This is a genomic window from Micromonospora sp. CNZ322 (assembly GCF_007827755.1).
In genome coordinates this window covers 161,376-182,419 of record NZ_VITD01000003.1, presented here as the reverse complement: position 1 = coordinate 182,419, position 21,044 = coordinate 161,376, and the positions used below count along the sequence as shown (strand labels likewise).

At 72.9% G+C, this 21,044-nt stretch carries 18 protein-coding genes; 5 read left to right on the top strand and 13 right to left on the bottom strand.

All coding sequences use genetic code 11. The features are described from left to right. Positions 1 to 41: 41 nt before the first annotated feature. From FB453_RS09445 to FB453_RS09435, 3 genes are all read right to left on the bottom strand, one after another. Positions 42 to 3,596, bottom strand: a complete 3,555-nt coding sequence (locus FB453_RS09445; RefSeq protein WP_145789217.1) for an ATP-dependent DNA helicase — start codon at positions 3,594 to 3,596, stop codon at positions 42 to 44. Positions 3,597 to 3,772: 176 nt separating this feature from the next. Continuing rightward, a complete protein-coding gene (locus FB453_RS09440; RefSeq protein WP_112604943.1) occupies positions 3,773 to 4,318 on the bottom strand; it encodes an LOG family protein in 546 nt (181 codons plus the stop codon). Continuing rightward, a complete protein-coding gene (locus FB453_RS09435) occupies positions 4,318 to 5,172 on the bottom strand; it encodes an LOG family protein (RefSeq protein ID WP_112583710.1) in 855 nt (284 codons plus the stop codon). The genes FB453_RS09440 and FB453_RS09435 overlap by 1 nt, the downstream gene beginning before the upstream one ends. Before the next feature lie 154 nt (positions 5,173 to 5,326). Here FB453_RS09435 and FB453_RS34120 point away from each other — a divergent pair, with 154 nt between their 5' ends. Then, positions 5,327 to 5,494: a hypothetical protein gene (locus FB453_RS34120; RefSeq protein ID WP_167457759.1), complete on the top strand. Its 168-nt coding sequence runs from the start codon at positions 5,327 to 5,329 to the stop codon at positions 5,492 to 5,494. A 41-nt stretch (positions 5,495 to 5,535) separates the two neighbouring features. Here the strand turns inward: FB453_RS34120 and dapE are convergent, their stop codons facing one another. Continuing rightward, positions 5,536 to 6,609 carry a succinyl-diaminopimelate desuccinylase gene (gene dapE / locus FB453_RS09430; RefSeq protein ID WP_091406181.1) on the bottom strand — a complete coding sequence of 358 codons (1,074 nt, stop codon included), beginning with the start codon at positions 6,607 to 6,609 and terminating at the stop codon, positions 5,536 to 5,538. A 78-nt stretch (positions 6,610 to 6,687) separates the two neighbouring features. Between dapE and dapD the strand changes: the two genes are divergently transcribed. After that, positions 6,688 to 7,647: a 2,3,4,5-tetrahydropyridine-2,6-dicarboxylate N-succinyltransferase gene (dapD, locus tag FB453_RS09425; RefSeq protein WP_112604946.1), complete on the top strand. Its 960-nt coding sequence runs from the start codon at positions 6,688 to 6,690 to the stop codon at positions 7,645 to 7,647. Between the two features lie 51 nt (positions 7,648 to 7,698). Here dapD and FB453_RS09420 read toward each other — a convergent pair whose 3' ends face one another. Next, complete coding sequence (locus FB453_RS09420; RefSeq protein WP_145789215.1) at positions 7,699 to 11,118, bottom strand: S8 family serine peptidase; 3,420 nt, start codon at positions 11,116 to 11,118, stop codon at positions 7,699 to 7,701. A 76-nt stretch (positions 11,119 to 11,194) separates the two neighbouring features. Between FB453_RS09420 and FB453_RS09415 the strand changes: the two genes are divergently transcribed. Then, positions 11,195 to 11,752: a sugar O-acetyltransferase gene (locus FB453_RS09415; protein WP_145789212.1), complete on the top strand. Its 558-nt coding sequence runs from the start codon at positions 11,195 to 11,197 to the stop codon at positions 11,750 to 11,752. On the opposite strand, the gene FB453_RS09410 is transcribed toward FB453_RS09415, so the two are convergent. From FB453_RS09410 to fdxA, 5 genes are read right to left on the bottom strand one after another with little or no spacing between them, the layout of a single operon-like run. Continuing rightward, positions 11,749 to 12,396 (bottom strand): nucleoside/nucleotide kinase family protein, encoded by a 648-nt coding sequence (locus FB453_RS09410; protein ID WP_112583714.1) that lies wholly within the window; start codon positions 12,394 to 12,396, stop codon positions 11,749 to 11,751. The genes FB453_RS09415 and FB453_RS09410 overlap by 4 nt on opposite strands. After that, a complete protein-coding gene (locus tag FB453_RS09405) occupies positions 12,396 to 13,046 on the bottom strand; it encodes an SIMPL domain-containing protein (protein ID WP_145789210.1) in 651 nt (216 codons plus the stop codon). The genes FB453_RS09410 and FB453_RS09405 overlap by 1 nt, the downstream gene beginning before the upstream one ends. A 9-nt stretch (positions 13,047 to 13,055) precedes the next feature. Next, the gene (locus FB453_RS09400; protein WP_145789208.1) at positions 13,056 to 14,075 is read right to left on the bottom strand and encodes a prephenate dehydrogenase/arogenate dehydrogenase family protein; all 1,020 of its coding nucleotides are present in this window, start codon (positions 14,073 to 14,075) and stop codon (positions 13,056 to 13,058) included. 22 nt (positions 14,076 to 14,097) lie between these two features. Beyond that, positions 14,098 to 15,201, bottom strand: coding sequence for a succinyldiaminopimelate transaminase (gene dapC / locus FB453_RS09395; protein WP_486480234.1), 1,104 nt, complete (start codon positions 15,199 to 15,201; stop codon positions 14,098 to 14,100). After that, entirely contained in the window at positions 15,198 to 15,524 is a 327-nt protein-coding gene (fdxA, locus tag FB453_RS09390) for a ferredoxin (RefSeq protein ID WP_030490464.1), read from the bottom strand. Before fdxA ends, dapC begins: the two co-directional genes overlap by 4 nt. Positions 15,525 to 15,603: 79 nt before the next feature. Between fdxA and FB453_RS09385 the strand changes: the two genes are divergently transcribed. Then, a complete protein-coding gene (locus tag FB453_RS09385) occupies positions 15,604 to 16,575 on the top strand; it encodes a GNAT family N-acetyltransferase (protein WP_145789204.1) in 972 nt (323 codons plus the stop codon). Positions 16,576 to 16,841: 266 nt separating this feature from the next. On the opposite strand, the gene FB453_RS09380 is transcribed toward FB453_RS09385, so the two are convergent. From FB453_RS09380 to mshB, 3 genes are all read right to left on the bottom strand, one after another. Further along, positions 16,842 to 17,306 carry a hypothetical protein gene (locus tag FB453_RS09380; RefSeq protein WP_145789668.1) on the bottom strand — a complete coding sequence of 155 codons (465 nt, stop codon included), beginning with the start codon at positions 17,304 to 17,306 and terminating at the stop codon, positions 16,842 to 16,844. Positions 17,307 to 17,421: 115 nt separating this feature from the next. Continuing rightward, on the bottom strand, positions 17,422 to 17,859 hold the full coding sequence (locus FB453_RS09375; protein ID WP_112640865.1) for a hypothetical protein: 438 nt from the start codon (positions 17,857 to 17,859) through the stop codon (positions 17,422 to 17,424). 17 nt (positions 17,860 to 17,876) lie between these two features. Beyond that, positions 17,877 to 18,803, bottom strand: coding sequence for an N-acetyl-1-D-myo-inositol-2-amino-2-deoxy-alpha-D-glucopyranoside deacetylase (mshB, locus tag FB453_RS09370; protein WP_145789201.1), 927 nt, complete (start codon positions 18,801 to 18,803; stop codon positions 17,877 to 17,879). A gap of 87 nt (positions 18,804 to 18,890) precedes the next feature. Here mshB and FB453_RS09365 point away from each other — a divergent pair, with 87 nt between their 5' ends. After that, entirely contained in the window at positions 18,891 to 21,035 is a 2,145-nt protein-coding gene (locus FB453_RS09365; protein ID WP_145789199.1) for a prolyl oligopeptidase family serine peptidase, read from the top strand. Positions 21,036 to 21,044 lie beyond the last annotated feature (9 nt).

Genomic DNA, 21,044 nt, shown 5'->3' with positions numbered 1-21,044 from the left:
CCTCACGGGTGCCGTCCCAGGTCGCGACTGGGCTCGCAAGCTCACTCCTCGCCCTCACCGGTGCGCCGGACGGTGGGCGGCTCGACGACCTGGCGACCCTGCCCGGAGACCGGGCAGCTGGTGCGCACCGGGCAGACCCGGCACTTCGAGTTGGCCACCGCGGCGAACGTGGCGGCTGCCATCGTATCGGCGGTCCGCCGGACCAGCGCGGTCGCCCAACCGGCCGCCGGCCCCTCGCTGGCGGCGGGCTGATTCTGCTCCCTGGCGTCCTTGGCGGAGGTTCCGAGCTGCACCAGCGCGGCGCCCCCGGACTCGTCACCGAACTCGGCGAACGCCCCCGCCTCCACCGCCGCCTGGTAGGCGCCGAGCTGCGGGTGCTCCGCCAGGTCGGTGCCGGTGACAGCGGTGGACTTGCCGGTCTTCAGGTCGATCACCACGAGCCGCCCGGCCTCGTCGACCTCCAGCCGGTCGACCCGGCCGGTCAGGTCGATGGGCCGGTTCGGGTCGTCCAGGCGGACGGCGAACTCGTGCTCGATGGCGAGCAACCGACGCGGGTTGGTGGCCAGCCAGCGCAGCAGCTTGTCGACCATCGCCTCGGCGCGTTCCCGCTCCGGCCCGGCCATCCACCGGGCCGCCAGCTCGATCGCGTCGAACCGGGCGGCCACGTAGTCGAGCAGCGCCCCCCGGTCGGCGCTGGCGTCCTCGGCGAGCATCGCGGCGGCGTGCACCAGGTTGCCCACCCCCTGCGCGGTGCTGGTCGGGCCACTACCGCCGTGCCGTTCCAGCAGCCAGCGCAGACTGCACCGCAGCGCGCTCTCCATGGCCGACGGGGTGACCCGCACCGGGTCGCCGTCGTCGACCAGCGGCCGGTCGTCGGAGAGCACCCGCAACCCCCACCAGTCGTCGGGGTGCGCACCGGGCACCCCGGCGGCGGCGAGCCGGGCCAGTTCGGCCGCCGCGGCGCGCCGCCGGGCCGCCGGGGCCGCCGGGTCGGTGATGGCGGTACGAAGTTCCGCGACCAACGCCGGCAGGGTGAGCGCCCGGGGTGGACGGGTCACCGGCAGTGCCCCGGGACGGCCCGGCTCCTCGTCCCCGGTCTCGCCCGCCGCAGCGCCCCCGGAGCCGCCGGAGGACGGTTCCGTGCGGGGACCTGGCGGCGGGCCGGGCACTGTCGGCGGCGGGCCGGGCGCTGTCGGCGGGGTCGGCGGCGTGCTCGGCGGAGTCGGTGGCGGTGTGCTCGGGCCCAGCTCGTGCAGGAACCGGCTGGGCTGCTCCTCGTGGTCGTCCCCACCGACAGCGGCCGACGCCACGGCGCTGACCAGCAGCCGGTGCCGGGCCCGACTGATGGCGACGTGGAAGAGCCGACGCTCCTCGTCCAGCAACGCCGAGGTCTGACCCACCACGTTCGCCGCGGTCGCCCCGTCGACCGACCGGCCGGCCAGCACGTCGACCAGTCGCTCGGAGCCGAGCAGGCTGCCGCGCAGCCGCAGGTCCGGCCAGATGCCCTCCTGCACGCCGGCCACCGCGACCAGGTCCCATTCCAGGCCCTTCGCCGCGTGCGCGGTGAGCAGGCGTACCGCCGCACCCCGGTCGGCGGTCGGGGCGATGGTGTCGGCCGGCAGGTCCTGGGCGAGCACGTGGTCGAGGAAGACCTCGGTACGCGCGCCGGGCAGCCGGTCGGTGAACCGGGCCGCCGCGTCGAAGAGGACCAGCACGGCGTCCAGGTCGCGGTCGGCAGCCTCGGCCCGCCGACGCCGGGCCAGGTCGCCCTCGCCGGCCTCCGGACGCCCCTGGTTGATCGCGCCGGCCCACCGCTCGGCGAGACCACTGGCGTGCCAGACGGCCCAGAGCACGTCCTCGGCGGTCGCACCCGGCCGCACGGCGGCTTCGCGGGCGATGGCCAGCAGCCCGGCCACCGCCTGCGCCGGCTCGGCCCAGCGCCGTTCGATGCCGGTCAACTCCTCCGGATCCTGCAACGCCTCGACGATCAACTCCCCGGAGGGGCGTCGGTCACCGCCGGCCAACGCGAGCGCGCGCAGGCCCTGCCGCAGCCGCCGCTCGGCCAGCGGGTCGGCCCCACCCAGCGGCGAGTGCAGCAGCGCGACGGCCGCCTCCTCGTCGAGTCGTTCCGGCTCCAGCGCGCAGCGCAGCAGGAGCAGCAGCGGCGCGACCGCCGGTTGCAGGTGCAGGGGCAGATCCTCACCGTGCACCACTGTGGGTACGCCGGCAGCGTGCAACGCCCGTCGCAGGGTGGGCAGCTGCAACGCGGTGGACCGCACCAGCACCGCCATCCGTGACCACGGCACGCCGTCGAGCAGGTGGGCCGAGCGCAGCGCGTGGGCCAGCCAGGCGGCCTCGCTGGTCGCCGAACGGAAGGTGTGCACCTCGACCACGCCGGGCGGCGCATCCGGCAGGGGGTGCAGCCGACGGTGCGCGGCCGGACCCCGCAGCCGGCGACCCAGCCGGGCGATCGCCGCGAGCAGACCCGGCCCGGCCCGGTACGACGTGGTCAGCAGCACCTGCGCGGCCGGCGCACCGGATGCCGTCCGGAACCGGTGCGGGAACGTCGCCACCCCGGCCGGGTCGGCGCCCCGGAAGGCGTACGTGGAGGAATCCGGGTCGGCGAACGCGACAAGCGACTTGCCACCGCCGGCGATGACCGAGAGCAGCTCCAGTTGGGCGGGGTCGGTGTCGGCCAACTCGTCGAGGTAGACGTGCGCGAGCCGACGACGCTCGGCGGCCAGCAACTCCTCGTCGTCGCGCAGCAGCCCGGTGGCCGCCCGGACCAGCTCAGCCGGGTCGTACGCGATGGAGCCCCGGTTGCTGACGTCGCGCAGCGCGAGCACGGCGACGTACTCCCGCAGGAAGCGCGCGGCGGCCGGCCAGTCGGCGCGGCCGAGCTTCTCACCCAGGCGGGCGAGGTCGATCGGGCCCACGCCGCGCTCGGCTGCGCGCATGAGCAGGTCGCGCAGTTGGCCGGCGAACGCCCGGGTGCGCAGGGCGGGGCGCAGGTCGGTGGGCCAGCCGACCTGGTCGTCCTCGGGCTCCTCGCCCACCACGTCCAGCAGCTCACGGATGATCAGATCCTGCTCGGGGCCGGTGAGCAGCCGGGGCGACGGTTCGCCCCGCTCGGCGGCGGCGCGGCGGAGCAACCCGAAGGCGTACGCCGGGAAGGTGCGCACCAGCGGCTCGCGCAGCACCCGGTGGCCGTCCTGCGCGATCCGGGCCTCGATGCGCTGTCGCAGCGCGGTGGCGCCCCGACGGCCGAAGGTCAGCACCAGGATCCGTTCGGGGTCGACCCCCTCGGCCACCCGGGCAGCGACCGCCTCGACCAGCGTGCTGGTCTTGCCGGTGCCCGGGCCGCCGAGCACGAGCATCGGCCCGTCGGTGTGCCCGACCACCTCGGCCTGCACCGGGTCGGCCCGCCAGCCGCCGACGACGGCCAGCTCGGGCCCGGCCACGCCATCGGGCCCACCCGAAGCGCCGACACCGCCCCCGGACGTGCCGCCGCTGGCGGGCACGGAAGCGCTGTCAGGCGTCGCCTCGTCCCCCCGCGCCGGCCCTCCGGGCCGCCGCACCAACCGGTACGCCTGCATCAGCTCATCCCATCAGACCCATACGACACCCACCCGCCCAAACCCACTCTCCCTCCGCCTCCCCACCCAACCCCCATCCACCCCCGTCGATCATGAAGTTGGCGGCGCGACACGCCGACAGCGACGTCGCTAACTTCATGATCACCGCGAATGGGGGTGGGGGCGGGGGTGGGGGGTCAGGTTAGGTGGGATTCCAGGACGTTGAGGGCCTCGGTGACGGTGGTGGTGACCGTCAGGAGGTCGCGGCCGGCGGGCTTGAGGAAGGTCTGGTCGGCCAGCGCGTCGAGCCAGTCCAGCAGGGGGCGGTAGAACCCGTCGGTGTCGATCAGCACCATCGGCTTGGTGTGCAGGGCGAGGGTGGCGGTGGTCCAGACCTCGAACAACTCGTCCAGGGTGCCCAGCCCGCCGGGCAGGGTGAGGAAGGCATCCGACTTGTCGATCATCAGGGTCTTGCGGCTGGCCATCGAATCGGTCACCAGCAGCTCGTCCGAGGCCAGGTCGGCGACCTCCAGGTCGACCAGCGACTGCGGGATCACGCCGACGGTGCGCCCACCGGCGGATCGGGCGCCGTCCGCCAGCGCGCCCATCATGCCGACGCAGCCACCGCCGCTGACCAGCGTGTGGCCCCGCCGGGCCAGCTCCGCGCCGGTCTCTGCGGCCAGGTCCAACCAGCGCTGATCGAGGGTACGGGAGGAGGCACAGAAGACGCAGATCGCCGCCATCAGTCGTGGTCCCGAGCCTGAACGGCTGCGGCCTGCTGGTCTGCGCCGGTGCGCGCGACAGCCTCCTCGCGGACCGCCTCCTGCTCGGCGGAGAGCGCGGCCTCCGATTCGACGATGTACCGGACCGCCTCGTTGACGTCGTCGGTGAGGCAGATCAGATCCAGGTCGACCGGCCCGATCTTGCCGGTGGCGGCCATCGTGTCGCGCAGCCAGTCCAGCAGACCCTGCCAGTAGGCGACGCCCATGAGCACCACCGGGAACCGGGTGACCTTGCCGGTCTGCACCAGGGTGAGTGCCTCGAACAACTCGTCCATGGTGCCGAACCCGCCGGGCAGCACGACGAACGCCTGCGCGTACTTGACGAACATCGTCTTGCGGGCGAAGAAGTAGCGGAAGTCGATGGCCAGGTCGACCCAGTCGTTGATGCCCTGCTCGAACGGAAGCTCGATGCCGAGCCCCACGGAGAGCCCACCGGCCTCGCTGGCGCCCCGGTTGGCGGCCTCCATCACGCCGGGCCCACCTCCGGTGATCACCGCATAGCCGGCTCGGGCCAGCGCACCGCCCAACTGCTCGGCCAACTGCCACTCGACGCTGTCCGGCGCGCTGCGCGCCGAGCCGAAGACGCTGACCGCGGACGGCACGTCGGCGAGGGTGTCGAAACCCTCGACGAACTCGGCGAGGATGCGCAGCGCGCGCCAGGCGTCCTTGGTTTTCCAGTCGCCCCGCCCCCGTGAATCCAGCAGTCGCTGGTCGGCGGTGCTGCTCGGGATCGCCCCTCTGCGCAGGGTGACCGCACCGCGATGCCGCTCCTGTCCCGGACCGCGACCGGCCTCCCGCCCGTTGCTCTGGCTCATGGGGCAACCGTAGTGGAGCAGCACCGCTCGGGTGCGCGGGGCGGGGACGCCGAGAAATTGTTCGGGATCATGGGCAACTATTCGGCGCTCCCGTACGTCTTACTATTCACATACCGGGTATGCCCCGGCGCGCGCCTTCGGGGGAGGAGACAGCGTGATCAGCAACAGCGAGATGATCCGGATCCGTCGCCAGATGCAGCGACGCATCCGAGACGTGGTGGCCGAACGCCGCCGCACCCGCCAGCAGAACCCAACCCCCACCTCCCCCACCCCATCCGGAGCCGATCAAGAGGTTTGCGTCGCCGACAACGGGCCAGGCTGACGCAAACCTCTTGATCACCCGGCGGGCGGGGGTCCGGGCGGTCAGGCCGGGGCCAGCCAGCGGTGCAGGGTTGCCGCGCCGTCGCGGATCTTGCTGATCTCGACGTGCTCGTCGGGGTGGTGAGCGAGGTTCGGGTCGCCCGGGCCGAAGTTCAGCGCGGGAATGCCCATCGCCGCGAACCGGGCCACGTCCGTCCAGCCCAGCTTGCCGATCGGCGCGGCGCCGACCGCCGCCAGGAACTCTTTCGCGGGGGCCGCGTCGAGCCCGGGCGCGGCACCGGCAGCCGTGTCGGTGACTGTCACCTCGAAGCCGGCGAACACCTCACGCAGGTGCGCCTCCGCCTCGGCCGGGGTGCGGTCCGGGGCGAACCGGTAGTTGACCTCGACCTCACAGAGGTCGGGGACCACGTTGCCGGCCACCCCACCGTTGATCCGCACCGCGTTCATGCCCTCGCGGTAGTCGCACCCGTCAATGGTGACCCGGCGCGCCTCGTACGTCTGGAGGCGTCGCAGCACCTCGCCGGCGGCGTGGATGGCGTTGACCCCGTGCCAGGAGCGCGCCGAGTGGGCACGTACGCCGGTCGTGGTGACCACCGAGCGCATCGTGCCCTGGCAGCCCGCCTCGACGATGCCGTACGTCGGCTCCAGCAGCACCGCGAAGTCCGCCTGCAACCACTCCGGGAACGCCTGGGCGACGAGGTTGAGCCCGTTGTACCGGGACTCGATCTCCTCGGCCTCGTAGAAGAAGTACGTCACGTCGTAGCGCGGCTCGGGCAGCGTCACCGCGAGGTGCAGCGCGTACGCGGTGCCGGACTTCATGTCGGAGGTGCCGCAGCCGTACATCAGGTCGCCGCGCATGGTCGACGGAAAGTTGTTGTTCAACGGCACCGTGTCGAGGTGCCCGGCCAGCACGACACGCTGCGACCGACCGAGGTCGGTGCGTGCCATCACCGTGTTGCCGTGCCGGTGGGTGGTCAGGTGCGGCACGCCCCGCAGCACCTCTTCGACACAGTCGGCGATCGCCTTCTCGTTGAGGGACACGGACTCTATGTCGACCAGAGCGCGGGTCAGCTGCACCGGATCGGCGAGGACCTCGGGGGTCAGCGGGTTCTCCATGGTTCGCACGGTACCTTCAGGTCTGTCAGCGCGAGGAGCGAGCCGAGGTCAGCCCGGCCGTGACCGAGAGGTGTAACAGTGACGTCCGCAGATTCCGCCTGGGGCATCGGCCTGGCTACGGTCACCGCAGACGAGCAGGTGCTCGATACCTGGTACCCGACCGGCAAGCTGGGCCTGGGCGAGCTGCCGCTGGTCGCCGGCGAGGACAAGGCGGACGTGCTCGACCTGCCACCCGCCGCGCTCGGTGACCGGGCCCTGCCCGGTCTGCGTACCGTGCAGGTGGTCACAGTGATCGGCTCGCTGGACGACCCGATCAAGGACGCGTCCGACGCGTACCTCCGGTTGCACCTGCTCTCGCACCGCCTGGTCCGACCCAACCAGCTCAACCTGGACGGCATCTTCGGCAAGCTGGCCAACGTGGCCTGGACGTCCGCCGGGCCGTGCCCCCCGGAGCGGGTGGACGAGCTGCGGGTGATCGAGCGGGCCGCCGGCCGGCACCTGTCGGTGTACGGGGTCGACAAGTTCCCCCGGATGACCGACTACGTGGTGCCCTCCGGTGTGCGGATCGCCGACGCCGACCGGGTCCGCCTCGGCGCCCACCTGGCCGCCGGCACCACAGTGATGCACGAGGGCTTCGTCAACTTCAACGCCGGCACCGTCGGCACCTCGATGGTCGAGGGGCGGATCGTGCAGGGCGTGCTGGTCGGCGACGGCTCCGACATCGGCGGCGGGGCCTCCATCATGGGCACCCTCTCCGGCGGCGGCACCGACAAGATCAGCATCGGTGAGCGGAGCCTGGTCGGCGCGAACGCCGGCGTCGGGATCTCGCTTGGCGACGACTGCGTGGTCGAGGCCGGCTGCTACATCACCGCCGCGTCGAAGATCACGCTCCCCGATGGCCGGGTGGTCAAAGCCCGGGAGCTGTCCGGCGTCGACGGCCTGCTGTTCTGGCGCAACTCGGTCACCGGCGGGCTGGAGGCCCGGCCGCGCACCGGCCGGGGCATCGAGCTGAACGCCGCCCTGCACGCCAACGACTGACGGACCCGCCGGGTCCGCGGCGCTCGACCGCGGACCCGGACGGGGTACGCCTCAGCGCAACCGGTACGCCTGGATGATCCGTTGGGTCACCGTGTTGCCGGCGGTGTCCCGGGCGGTGGCCCGCAGCGACACGTAGCCGGCACCGGCCGGATGCCGCAACACTGCCGACCAGCCGTCGGCCGAGGTGCGGACCAGCTTCGCCTCGCCCCAGGTCTTCCCGCCGTCGTACGAGACGTCGACGGCGAGCTTCTCCACCCGGCTGGCCGGTGCGCCGGGCTGGCGCTGCACCCGTACCGGTACGACGAAGCCCTGACCGGCCGGAGCGCTGTTGTCGACCCGCAACTGCGGCGCGAAGCGCACCGCCGACAGGGGCAGTCGGGCCGGCGTCTCACCGGCGACGTGCCTCGACCGGAAGGTCCAGCTGGACTCCACCTCGGTGCTCAGGTCGGTGAAGCTTCGCTTGGACGACGCGACGAGCCGGTAGTCCGCCCCACCCGGTGGCACCGTGAACTCTCCGTAGCCGGCGTACTCGCTCTCGCCGACCAGCTTGCCGTTGCGCCAGAGCTTGGTGTGCTCACTGTCGCTCAGCGAGGCGCCCGGGTGCCCGGCCGCGTCGCTGAACATCGGCACGTCGACCACTATGGTGTCGCCGACCCGGGTGACGCTCTGGTGCGGCCAGTGCGGCTTCGGGAAGGACGGTGCGTACGGAGCCTGGTTCCAGATCTCCTGGACCGTCCGCCCGGCGCGGTACGCGGTGGGAGTGGAGAAGAGCGCTGCCTTCGGGTTCATCCACCCTTCCTCGTCCACCGTTCCGAAGTAGACCTCGGATTCCCACTTCACGCCCTTGGTGTTGTAGTACTCGACTCGCTGGCCGGGCACGACGGTGGGCAGGATCAGCGCGGAATAGCCGACGTTGTACTCCAACTCGGGGAGCACGATCCGCTCGGCAACCATGCCCGGGTAGCCACCGCGGAACTGGTGCACGACGGTGGCCAGGTTGCGTCGGGTGTAGTCCCGGACGAACCCCGTGGGCATCCGGCCAGGAATCGCTTCGGCCAGCGCGTACAGATACGGACTGTTGGCCGGGTCCGGCTTGGTCCACTGGCTGCTGACGGTGGCGACGAACTTGTCGTCGGAGATCGGCTTGCCGATCTGACCGCTGCTCAGGCCGGTGAACGTCTCCGCCCAGAGCCCGATTCCGTACCCACTTCCGTCGTCGGCGGTGAAGTTGCCGCTGAGGTCGATCAGTTGCGGGACGGCTGTCCGGTCCGGGACGGTCATCCGCACCGGCTTGCCCCGCCGGGCGTCCACGACGATCCGGGTGTCCCGCTCGACGGTCACCTCGGGCTGCATCAACAGGGACATCCCGGGCTGCTCATCCTCTGGACCAGGCTCGAAGACGAGGCCGCTCAGGCCGTAGTGCCCCTTGGGCACCCGCACGGTGGCCACCCCGTCGGAACTGACGAGGTCCCAGGAGCCAAAGGTGTCCATCCCGACCAGCGCGGTCCAGTGGTCCGCGGTGCGCGCGCCGGCGCGGTTGAGGTGCTCCACGGTGAGCGTGTAGCTCTCCGCCTCCCGGTTCACAGCCAGCGGAGTGACAGCGACCGCCGCCCCGGATCGGGCCACGATCCGACCGGTCCAGTAACCGTCGGCGTCGCCGAGCCGGGTATCCGTGGTGACTGTCGTGGCGGCCGTGCCGCCCGCCGGCACGGTGAGCTGGCTGACGCCCAGGACGAACAAACCGGCCGGCAGCGCCCGACCGCCGGGGCCGGCGCCCTCGATGCTGAGGTCCACGGTGACCGGCGCCGGACCGTCGTTGCGCCAGGTCACCGTGCGGGTGATCGGGGCGTCGTCACCGTGCGGCCAGAGGGTACGCCCGAACGAGACGCTCACCGGGTCGGTGGTGATCTGCTGGGTGATCGCGTGTGCGACGTCGACCCGCCCAGCTCCCTGCTGGTAGGCGGTCTGGTTTGGGTGCGGCTTGGCGGCGGCCATCAGGGTGGCCTTGAGCCGGTCGGCCCGCCATCCGGGGTGCTGCTGGGCCAGCAGCGCGGCCGACCCGGCCACGTGCGGGGTGGCCATCGAGGTGCCGGAGAGCGTGACGTAGCGGTCCCCTACCGGGTCGCCGATGACGCCGGTGGCGGACCGTGCGGCGACGATGTCGACGCCGGGCGCGGTGATGTCCGGCTTCAGCGCGTCGTCGCCGACGCGGGGGCCCCGGCTGGAGAAGTCGGCCAGTTCGTCGTCGCGGTCCACCGCGCCCACGGCGAGCCCGGCGTCGGCGCTGGCCGGGGAGCCGACCGAGCCGTCCGAGCCGTCGTTGCCGGCGGCGAGGACGAACAGCGTGCCGGTCTGCGCGGTCAGGGTCTGCACGGCCTCCTCGACCGGGTCGACCTCCGGGGTGTCCCAGCCACTGAGGCTCATGTTGACCACGGCGGCCTTCTTCTCCACCGCGGCCCACTGCATGCCGGCGAGGATCGCCGAGTCGGTGCAGCCGGCGTCCTCACAGACCTTGCCGTCCAGCAGCGTCGCGTCCGGCGCCACACCCCGGTACTTGCCGCCGGAGGCCGCGCCGGTGCCCGCGATGGTCGAGGCCACGTGGGTGCCGTGGCCGACCGTGTCCCGAGCGTCGGCGACCTCGGTGAAGTTGCGCGCCTCGGCCACCTTGCCGGCCAGGTCCGGGTGGGTGGCGTCGACGCCGGTGTCCAGCACCGCGACGGACACGCCTGTACCGGTGAACCCGGCCGCCCAGGCGGTGGGCGCGCCGATCTGCGGCACGCTGTGGTCGAGGGTCACCCGTCGACGGCCGTCCAGCCAGATCCGCTCGACGCCCCCCGCCGCGTCGAGCCTGGCCCCAGCGGGACCGGTGGTGACCTTCTCCCAGACCGCGCCGAGGGAGGACTTGTCGCTGTTCAGGGCGGCACCGCGAATCACCGGCAGGTCGCGGGTCAGCCGAGTGCCGGGCAGAGCGGCCGGGGCACGCCGGGCGTTGCCCGTTGAGCCGTACGACACCAGCAGCGGCAGGGTGTTGCGGTGGGCGTCGTCGTAACCTGCCTCGACCAGCCCGGTGACGTCGAAGAGTCGCCGGTCCACCCGGCCGGAGCGCAGCAACGGCACCGCGTCCGTCGGCGTCACGGTGAGGCGGCCGCGCTCACGCTGGACCAGGAACTGCACGTCCTCGCGGCCGGCACCCGGCCGGACCGAGGCGCCGGACGCGGTGACGGTGACCCGGTCACCGGTGATCAGCGTGACAGTGGTCGAGCGGTTGGCGGTGGGTCCACCCGAAGTGGACTGTGGGCCGGTGCCGCCCGGTGGGGCGGGCACGGCGGCCGTGGCTGAGGCGGGAGTCGGCGCGGAGAGCGCCAGCGCGAACACGAGGCTGAAGGCGACCAATCTTCTTCCCTGGTGCAACGGATCCTCCTGGTCAAGCGTCTTGATGGATGGAGTCACATTGACAACCCAGAATTGCATACTGGGTATGCAAAATGAAGGCCAAAAAATGACGGACCGGCCACGAGCCGACGAACCGGGCCGGCATGATCGGGCGGTGACCTCCATGAAGGACAAAATGCTCGCCGGCGAGCCATACATCGCCGACGATCCCGATATCATCGCCGATCTGGACCGGGCCGCCCGGCTGATGGAGCGCTTCAACACCAGTCCTGCGTCCGATCCGCAGGCCCGGATCGCGGCACTGCGTGAACTCCTCGGCGAACTGGGCGAGGACACCTGGATCCGACCACCGTTCTACTGCGACTACGGCTGGCAGATCCGGATCGGCCCACGCAGCTTCGTCAACTACAACGCGGTCTTCCTCGACGTCGCTCGGATCACCCTCGGCGCGGACGTCCAGGTCGGCCCGAACGTGCAGCTACTCACCCCGACGCACCCGGTCGAGCCCGGCCCGCGCCGGGACAAGTGGGAGGCGGCCAAGCCGATCACCATTGGCGACAACGTGTGGCTCGGTGGTGGCGCAATCGTGCTGGCCGGCGTGACGATCGGCGCGGACACCGTCGTCGGCGCGGGCGCGGTGGTCACCCGGGACCTGCCCGCCAACGTGGTGGCAGTCGGCAACCCGGCCCGGCCGGTCCGCGAACTCGGCTAGACCGTCGGTGGATCCGACAGGCGGACGACCAGGTCGGCCCGGTCGGCGGTGGGGGTGATCAGGGCGGCGTTCGACTCGTCGCTGCCCAGCGCCCACGCCCGCGCCTGCTCCGGAGACCGACCGAACGCCTCGTGCCGGGCGGTCAGCCGGCGGTGCCGCACCTCGGCGTCCAGATCGAGAAACCACGCCTCGTGCAGCAGCGATCGGATCTCCTGCCAGGGGAAATCCGGCAACAGCAGGTAGTTGCCCTCGGTCACCACCAGCCGGACCGACGGCGGCACCTCGATCGCGCCGGCCACCGGCTCCTCCAGCTCCCGGCGGAACTCCGGCGCGTAGACCGACGTCGGCTCCAGCCGGTGCAGCCGGCGCAGCAGCGAGACGTACCCGTTGGCGTCGAAGGTGTCCACGGCGCCCTTGCGGTCGGCGCGGCCCAGGCGAACCAGTTGCGACTGCGCCAGGTGGAAGCCGTCCATCGGGACCAGGCAGGCGGCCGACCCGATCTCGGCGACGATCCGCTCCGCCAGGGTGGACTTCCCGGCGCCCGGTGCGCCGGCGATGCCGAGCAGTTGCCGCGGGCCGGCCTCGGCGAGCACCAACGCCCGCGCCACCAACTCGTCGGCGGACAGCACCCGGGCCTGCGGCATCAGCCCAGGACCGGGTCGCTGATGGTGAACCGCGCCTGCACCGCCGCCTGCACAGTCTGCGGCTGCGGGTCCAGCTCAAGCTCCGGCGGACCACCGCCCGCGCCACCACCCCCGCCGAAGGCCGCACGGGCGAACATCGGCCGGTCGGCGAGGCCCGCATCGGCCAGCTCGATCAACGAGGTGACCCGGGCGCCCAGCGCCTCCGCGTACTCCCGGGCCCGCAGCAGCGCGTCGCTGATCGCGGCGTGCCGGGCCGCACGGTGGGCGGGGCTGTCCGGACGAAGCTCCCACCACGGGCCGGCCACCTCGACCTGGTCCTGGTCGGCGAGCCGGAGCATCAGCTCACCCAGCGCGGTGAAGTCGGTGACAGTGACGGTGGTGGTGACACTGCCGTGCCAGGCGACCACCCGCTCACCCGAGCGCCGGGTCTCCGGCCGCACCCGCAGGTCGCCGGTCTCCCGCCGCGCCACCGCCGGCCCGGAGCCGTCCAGCAGCACCCGCACCGCCGCGGCCCGCTCGGCCAACCGGGTCAGCGTCGCCTCCCGGTCCCGGTCGCGGGCTGTCGCGGTGACTGCGAACCGGGCCAGCTCGGGCGGCACCTCCCGGTACGCCTCGCCGCGCACCTGCACCACCGGACCGTCCACCGCCATGCCCTCAGCCTAGTCAGCGACGGGGCGCCGCGCCGCATAGGAGACAGTGTCCGCGTCGACGTGCAGGCCGGTCAGGTAGCCGCCGGCCACCCCCAGCTCGCGCAACCAGGACACTTCTGCGGCGTGGTCACCACCGGCCGGGAACTGCCGGTCGTACGCGTCGAACCGCCGGTCGCGCAGCGCCACGCGAGAGGCCCGCGCCTCGTCGTAGCGTGCGGTGAGCGCCAGGGCGTCATCGGCGCGCAGCGCGGCGATCAGGTCGTCCAGGAACGCGGTGACCTCGGCCAGCTCACGCAGCACCCGGTCCCGGTTGCCGAGCAGCATGTTGGCGGTCCGATCGGCCGGGGTTCCGGCGACCCGGGTGCCGTCGGAGAAGCTGCCGGCGGCGAGCGCGAGGATCGCGTCGCGCAGCGGTGCGCGTTGCACGGCGCCGGCCAGCGCGCCGGCGAGCAGGTGCGGCACGTGTGAGGCGAGCGCGGCCGCCGAGTCGTGCTCCGTGGCCGACATCGGCACCACCCGGGCCTCGAAGACCTCCACCAGCAGCTCGGCCAGCCAACGGAACGCGGTGGTGGCCGGCCCGGGCGCCGGACAGAGCACCCAGGCCGCGCCGGTGAGCAGGTCCGGCAGGGCGGCCGTCAAGCCGGCCCGGTCGGTGCCCGCCATCGGGTGGCCGGGCACGAACCGGTGCGTCAGCCCCTGCGCGGCGGCGAACGCCGCCACCTGCTCCTTGGTGCTGCCGACGTCGGTCAGCACACACTGCTCACCGGTCATCGCCGCCACCTCGACCAGCGTCGCCGGCAGGGTGGGCAGCGGCCCACACAGGAAGACCACGTCCCGGTCGGTCACCGCCTCGACCAGCCGGTCCGGCGCGGGTACGCCCAACCGGCGGGTCTCTCGCCGGGTGGCCTCGTCCGGGTCCCACCCGACCACGTCGATGCCGGCGGCGACCATCCGGAGCAGCACCGAGCCACCGATCAGGCCGGTGCCGACCACCGCCGCCCGTACCCGCGCACCTGGCCTGTCCACCATGCTCGACCGCCCGGAGCCGCGATCAGGCGAGACGTGCCGCGACGCCGGCGATGTGCTCGTCGGACTCGGTGAGGGCGACCCGGACATGCTGCCCGGCCGTCGGGCCGTAGAAGACGCCGGCAGCGACCAGGATGCCGCGTCGGGCCAGCCAGTCGACCGTCTGCCAGCAGTCCTCACCCCTGGTCAGCCAGAGGTACAGGCCAGCCTCGGAGTGCTCGACGGTGAACCCGGCACCGGTGAACGCCGCGGCGAGCACCTCCCGCCGGGCGCGGTAACGCTCCCGCTGCTCCTCGGCGTGTCGCTCGTCCCCCAGGGCGGCCACCATGGCCGCCTGCACTGGCGCGGGCACGATCATGCCGGCGTGCTTGCGGACCTTGAGCAGCTCGGCGACGAGCGCCGGGTCGCCGGCGACGAAACCGGCCCGGTAGCCGGCGAGGTTGGACCGCTTGGAGAGCGAGTGCACGGCCAGCACCCCGGCGTAGCTACCCCCGCTGACCTGCGGAGACAACACCGAGACCGGGTCGGCCGACCAGCCCAGGGGCAGGTAGCACTCGTCGCTCGCGACCACCGCGCCACGTTCGCGGGCCCAGTCGATCACCTTGCGCAGGTGCGCCGCGGGCAACACCCGGCCGGTCGGGTTGCCAGGCGAGTTGACCCAGACCAACCGGACCCGCGGGGTCGGCCCGAGCGAGGTGAGCGAGTCGGTACGGACGACGGTGGCGCCGGCCAGCCGGGCGCCATCCTCGTAGGTGGGGTACGCGATCGACGGCACCACCACCACGTCACCCGGGCCGATCCCGAGCAGCGTGGGCAGCCAGGCCACGAACTCCTTCGAGCCGATGGTCGGCAGCACACCGAGACCGTCGACGCCGGCACCACAGGCTCGGGACACCCACGCCGCGATCGCGGCCCGCAGCGCCGGGGTGCCGGCGGTCAGCGGGTAACCGGGAGCATCGGACGCGTCAGCCAACGCCCGCCGGATCACCTCGGGCACCGGGTCGACCGGCGTACCCATGGAGAGGTTGATCAGGCCCTCCGGATGCGCCGCGGCCAGCGTGGCCGCGGCGTCCAGGGTGTCCCAGGTGAACTCGGGCAGCCGCGACGAGACCGGCGCGGGCCGGTTCAGTGGCCCTCGCCGCGCGGCGGCTGCGCGGCGACGAAGGTGGCGTCCTTCTCCACCTTGCCGACCTTCGAGGCGCCACCGGGCGAGCCCAGGTCCTCGAAGAACTCGTAGTTCGCGCCGGTGTAGTCCTTCCACTGCTCCGGGACGTCGTCCTCGTAGAAGATCGCCTCCACGGGGCAGACGGGCTCACAGGCACCACAGTCGACGCACTCGTCGGGGTGGATGTAGAGCATCCGATTGCCCTCGTAAATGCAGTCGACCGGGCACTCCTCGATGCATGCCTTGTCGAGCACATCTACGCACGGCTCGGCGATGATGTAGGTCACCGGTCTTCTCCTCCGCAAGACTCGCCGCGATCTCCCGCGACGGTAAGAGCCTAGTATCTCGCCGGGGAGGGGGTCGATCGTGCTCCGACAGCAGGATGTGGGACACCGGATCGTGGTCCGCCGGATTGTGGGGATTCGCGAAGGCCGCCCACTATTTTCCGATGCCCTCGGCGAGCTGGTCGAGCTGAGCGAGACTCATCTCACGCTCGCCACCGCTCAGGGGCCGCTTCGGGTCCCGGTGGCGCAGGTCCACCGCGCCAAGCGCGTTCCGCCGACCCGTCGGCCGACCGCCGCGGCGGTCGTGGCGCTGGAGCGGGCCGCCGACGAGGCCTGGCCGGCACCGACCCGGGGCCGACTCGGTGACTGGCTGCTCCGGTCGGCCGAGGGCTGGACCGGGCGTGCCAACTCGGCGCTGCCGATCGGCGACCCGGACCGACCACTGGCCGCCGCGGTCGACGCGGTGGAGCGCTGGTACGCCGAGCGGGGGCAACCCGCGTTGATCAACACGCCGCTGCCCCTCGCCGCACCGGTCGGCGCCGAGCTGGACGCCCGCGGGTGGGGCACCCGCCCGCCGACGCTGGTACAGACCGCACCGCTGCCCCTGCCGGCGTCGACGCCCGCCAGCGGCCAGGCCGACGGGTGGGGCAGTGCGGTCGTCGAGCTGGCCACCGCGCCCAGCGACGAGTGGCTGGGCATCGCCGCCGGCCGCAAGGGCGGCCTGCCGGACGCCGCCCGGCACGTCCTCACCGCCGTGGACCAGGTCCGCTTCGCCCACGTGTACGCCGACGGCGCCCTGGTGGCCGCCGGCCGTGGCACGGTGACCGGCCAGGGGCGCTGGTTGGGCCTCAGCCTGATCGAGGTCCTACCGGCGGCCCGCCGCCAGGGGTTGGCCCGCCGCGTGATCCACGAACTGACCAGCTGGGGCGTGTCGGGCGGCGCGACGCACGCGTTCCTCCAGGTCGAGCAGCGAAACACGGCGGCGGTCGCGCTCTACCAGCGGCTCGGCCTCGTCACCCACCACACCTACCTGACCCGGGTCGCTCCGAACTGACCTCGACCGCCGCCGGGCGCGGCGGCGGCCCGGCGCGGCGGCGGCCCGGCGCGGCGGCGGCCCGGCGCGGCGGCGGCCCGGCGCGGCGGCGGCCCGGCGCTTGATCCACTCGGCTTTCAGGAAGTCGCGGCATCCGGACGCCCGGGACCCCCCGACTTCAAGGAAGCCGAGTCGATCAAGCTGCGTTCGGTCGGCCACACAAGCGGCCCCGGACGGGCGGCCCCGGACGGGCGGCCGCGACGTCCGGACGGCGAGCTGGGCGGTGATCAGCGGCGGACGACTCGGCGGGGCTTCGCGGCCTTGACCTCGGCGTACCGCTTGAGCTGCTGAGAGCGGTAGTCACGGCCGAGCGCGGTGAGCACCAGGTAGCCGATCAGCAACCCGGCGCCGGTGGCGAGCAGGTAGAGCCAGATCTGGACGAAGAACGTCGCCGCGCCGCCGGCGAACGGGTTGTGACCGACCAGCAGGGGCCCGACCAGCACGGTCAGCAGCATCGCCACCGGCACCACGAGGGCCATGTCGGCTGCCCAGCCGGCCAGCGGCCGGCGTCGGCCCCAGCGGAAGGCGACCACGGCGAGGATCAGGCCGATCACCGTGAACATCGTCAGCGACACCCGGTCGGCGGCGGTGTCGTCACTGTCAAAGCCGAACCGGGTGATCAGCCGGGCGACCACGTTGACCGCGAACAGTGCCGCTACGAGCACCCCGAGGTCACGCCACCGCTTGTCCATCGCCGGACCCTCCTGCCGTACGCCCCGTCGCGGGGTTCGCATCCCTGGCAGGAATATCTACCACCCTTACCTGGGAGACGTCATCAGCCGGCAGCACCCCAAAAGCAGCCGAGCGTCAGCCGCCGAGCAGAGGCGGCTGCGGGGCGAGGATCTGCCGGAAGCCCATCACCGCGAAGGTCATCGCGCCGGCCACGATCATGGCCAGCCCGACCCAGTTGTCGCCGGCCAGCAACAGGTCGCCCTCGTTGGTCCGGATGGCGGCGACCGCCATCAGCGCGAACCACGGCACCGCCGGCAGCGCCACCGCCCAGCGACGGCCGACCGCCTCGTACGCGAACCAGCTCAGCACGATGTTGGCGCCGATGGCGAGGAGCACCGACACGCCGACCAGTTGCCCGCCGACGCGAACCGTGGCGAGCAGCAGCTCCAGTACGCCGGTCAGCACACCGGCGAGGACCACCACGATCGCACCGACCAGCCGGACGCCCAGGTCCAGCAGTCGCGGCGGTGGCCCCGCCGGGGGCGGGGCTTCCTGGTCCTCCACGACCGTCATCGGCGCGGCCGGCACTGTCACCGGAGACCCGCCGCCGCGACCGGTGACCGGTCCGGGGCGGTCTCCGCGGGCAGGCCGGCGAAGAGGTCGTCCTCCCAGCCGTACGGCCCGGTGCCCGGGCCCTTCTCACCGACCGCGAGGGTGAAGAACTCCACGCCCATGAACTCGCCACCGAAGTTGCCGGCGATCGAGTAGAGCCACGAGTTGGCCGGGATCTGGGTGGCGTGCGCCCGCATCGCGGCCTCCTTGGCCGTGTGCTGGTCGGTGCCGTCGATCCGGGCGGCGATCTGGGCGTCCGGGGTGCCGAAGGGCAGGTCGGCGATGTTCTCGATGCCGCCGAACGGGTTGTCGGAGGACTCGGCGAAGTGCGTCATGCCGGCCTCCAGGACGCTGAGCGGCATGGCCGTCCAGTAGACCTTGAGCGGGGCGCAGCCCTCGGCGGTGGCCAACTCGACGGCGCGCATGGCCACCCGGTGCGCCTGGATGTGGTCGGGGTGGCCGTAGAAGCCGTTCGGGTCGTACGTGACGAGCACCTGCGGGCGTACCTCTCGCATGATCTCCACGAGGTGCCCGGCGGCCTCGTCGAGGTCGGCCTGCCAGAAGGCCCGGGGGTGCTCGTTGGTCGCGAGCCCCATCATCCCGGAGTCACGGTAGCGGCCGGCGCCGCCGAGGAAGCGGTGGTCGCTGACGCCGAGCGCGGCGCACGCGGCGGCCAGCTCGGCCACGCGGTACCCGCCGAGCTGGTCGGCCTCGGCGGCGGCGAGCTGCGCCAGCGCGGGCACATGGATCTCGCCCTCCTCGCCGAGCGTGCAGGTCACCAGCGTGACGTGCGCGCCGTCTGCGGCGTAGTGGGCCATCGTCGAGCCGGTGCCGATCGACTCGTCGTCGGGGTGCGCGTGGACCAGCAGCAGGCGGCGGTCGGGCAGCATCGTCACGACGGTCACTCTAACTGGCGGTTCTCCCCCGGCCGACGCTGACGCGTCCGCCCAGGTAGGCCACATCACCCCCGCTCCCGCTCTACGATTTGGCGTGTGGACTTTCCGGAGCTGGCCGCCCGCACCCGACGGTTCAGCCACGGCGCGCCACGCGCTGTCTCGGTGGCTGAGGACGGCTCCCGGGTGATCTTCCTGCGCTCCGCCGGCCCCGAGGATCCGGCGGACGCGCTCTGGCTGTTGGACGTGGGCACCGGCGAGGAGCGGCTGGTCGCCGATCCGGCGACCCTGCTGGGCGAGGGCGGAAACGTCCGGTCCCTCTCCCCCGGCGAACGCGCGCTACGCGAGCGGCTGCGGCTCAGCGCCGCCGGCATCGGCTCGTACGCGTTGGACGCGGCCGGCCGGGTTGCGGTGTTCGCGCTGGCCGGGCGGTTGTTCCGGGCCGATCTGGTGCACGGCGACGTGGTGGAGGTGGCGGCCGTCGGCCCGGTGCTTGACCCACGTCCGGACCCGACCGGGCAGCGGTTGTCGTACGTGACGGACGCGGCCGAGGGTGTGCGCCGGGGTGAGCTGCGGGTGATCGACCCCGACGGCACCGACACCCTGCTGGCCGGCGAGGACGCCGGGGTGAGCTGGGGGTTGGCCGAGCACATCGCAGCGGAGGAGTTCGGCCGGTTCCGGGGGTACTGGTGGGCGCCCGACGGCCGCTCGGTGCTCGCCGCCCGGGTCGACGAGTCCCGCCTGGAGCGGTGGCACCTGCACGACCCGGCCGAGCCGGCGAGCCCTCCGACCGCCGTCGCGTATCCCCGGGCCGGTGGCCCGAACGCGGAGGTCAGCCTGCACCTGCTGGACCTGGACGACGGCTGGGTCGACGTGCACTGGGACCGGGAAACCTACCCGTACCTGACCGGTGTCAGCTGGGGTGAGGGCAGTCCGTTGATCACCGTGCTGCGCCGCTCGCAGCAGCACGGGCTGGTGCTGGCGGTGGACCCGCGCACGGGTGAGACGCAGGTGCACGCCGAGCTGGCCGACCCGCGCTGGGTCGAGCCGATCGCCGGCACCCCCGCGCACCTTCCGGACGGCCGGGTGCTGGTCGGTGGGGAGCTGGCCCACGACGGGTACGACGCCCGGTGCCTGTTCGCGGACGGCACCCTGCTCACCCCGCCGTCGCTGTACGTACGACGGGTGGTGGGTCGGCTGCCGGCCGCCGCCGGCCCGGCCGACCTGCTGGTGGAGGCGAGCGACGGCGAACCGAGCGAGCGGCACCTGTTCCGGGTCCGCACCACCATCGGCGGTGGGGTGGACGCGCGTCGGCTCACCACCGACTCCGGCTGGTACACCGCCGCGGTTGGCGGGGACGTGCTGGCCGTCGGCGTCGCGTCGCTGGACCACGCCGGGGTGCGCTGGACGGTGCGCCGCGGCGATCAGGAGATCGCCGAGCTGCGCTCGTTCGCCGCCGCCCCGCCGTACTCTCCGTTGCCGCTGCTGGAACGGGTGACCGATCGGCGGCTGCCGGCGGCGGTGCTCTACCCGGAAAACCACGTGACGGGCCGGCGGTTGCCGGTGCTGCTGGACATCTACGGCGGCCCGGGGCACCAGGAGGTCGTGGCGGCGCGGGCCGCGTGGCTGGAACGGCAGTGGTGGGCCGACGCCGGGTTCGCGGTGGTCACCATCGACAACCGGGGTACGCCGGGGGTGGCGCCGTCGTTCGAGAAGGCGATCCACCGGCGGGTCGCCGACGTGATCCTGGCCGACCAGATCGACGCGCTCACCGCGCTTGCCGGCAAGCACCCGGACCTGGACCTGGGGCGAGTGGGGGTGCGCGGGTGGTCGTTCGGCGGGTGGCTGGCCGGGTTGGCGGTGCTTCGCCACCCGGAGCTGTTCCGGTGCGGAATCGCGGGCGCCCCGGTGACCGACTGGGCGCTGTACGACACTGCGTACACCGAGCGTTATCTGGGGTTGCCGGAAGACGGCCAGGACATCTACGCGCACCACTCGCTCGTCGAGTTGGCCGCAGAGCCGGTCACCAGCCCGGACCAGGCCCGGCCGTTGCTGCTGGTGCACGGGATGGCTGACGACAACGTGGTGGCCGCGCACACGCTCCGGCTCTCCGCGGCCCTGCTGAGCACCGGCCGGCCGCACGCGGTGCTGCCGCTGACCGGGGCCACCCATCTGGCCGCGAACGGCACCGCCGAGCGGCTGCTCCCCCTGGAGCTGGACTTCCTCCGCACCCACCTGCTGTAACGGCCACGA

Excerpts from the sequence above, each read along its gene's own strand:
- FB453_RS09445 (WP_145789217.1), bottom strand. The coding sequence starts at position 3,596 with ATGCAGGCGTACCGGTTGGTGCGGCGGCCCGGAGGGCCGGCGCGGGGG.
- FB453_RS09440 (WP_112604943.1), bottom strand. The coding sequence starts at position 4,318 with ATGGCGGCGATCTGCGTCTTCTGTGCCTCCTCCCGTACCCTCGATCAG.
- FB453_RS09435 (WP_112583710.1), bottom strand. The coding sequence starts at position 5,172 with ATGAGCCAGAGCAACGGGCGGGAGGCCGGTCGCGGTCCGGGACAGGAG.
- dapE (WP_091406181.1), bottom strand. The coding sequence starts at position 6,609 with ATGGAGAACCCGCTGACCCCCGAGGTCCTCGCCGATCCGGTGCAGCTG.
- FB453_RS09420 (WP_145789215.1), bottom strand. The coding sequence starts at position 11,118 with ATGCAATTCTGGGTTGTCAATGTGACTCCATCCATCAAGACGCTTGAC.
- FB453_RS09410 (WP_112583714.1), bottom strand. The coding sequence starts at position 12,396 with ATGCCGCAGGCCCGGGTGCTGTCCGCCGACGAGTTGGTGGCGCGGGCG.
- FB453_RS09405 (WP_145789210.1), bottom strand. The coding sequence starts at position 13,046 with ATGGCGGTGGACGGTCCGGTGGTGCAGGTGCGCGGCGAGGCGTACCGG.
- FB453_RS09400 (WP_145789208.1), bottom strand. The coding sequence starts at position 14,075 with ATGGTGGACAGGCCAGGTGCGCGGGTACGGGCGGCGGTGGTCGGCACC.
- FB453_RS09380 (WP_145789668.1), bottom strand. The coding sequence starts at position 17,306 with ATGGACAAGCGGTGGCGTGACCTCGGGGTGCTCGTAGCGGCACTGTTC.
- FB453_RS09375 (WP_112640865.1), bottom strand. The coding sequence starts at position 17,859 with ATGACGGTCGTGGAGGACCAGGAAGCCCCGCCCCCGGCGGGGCCACCG.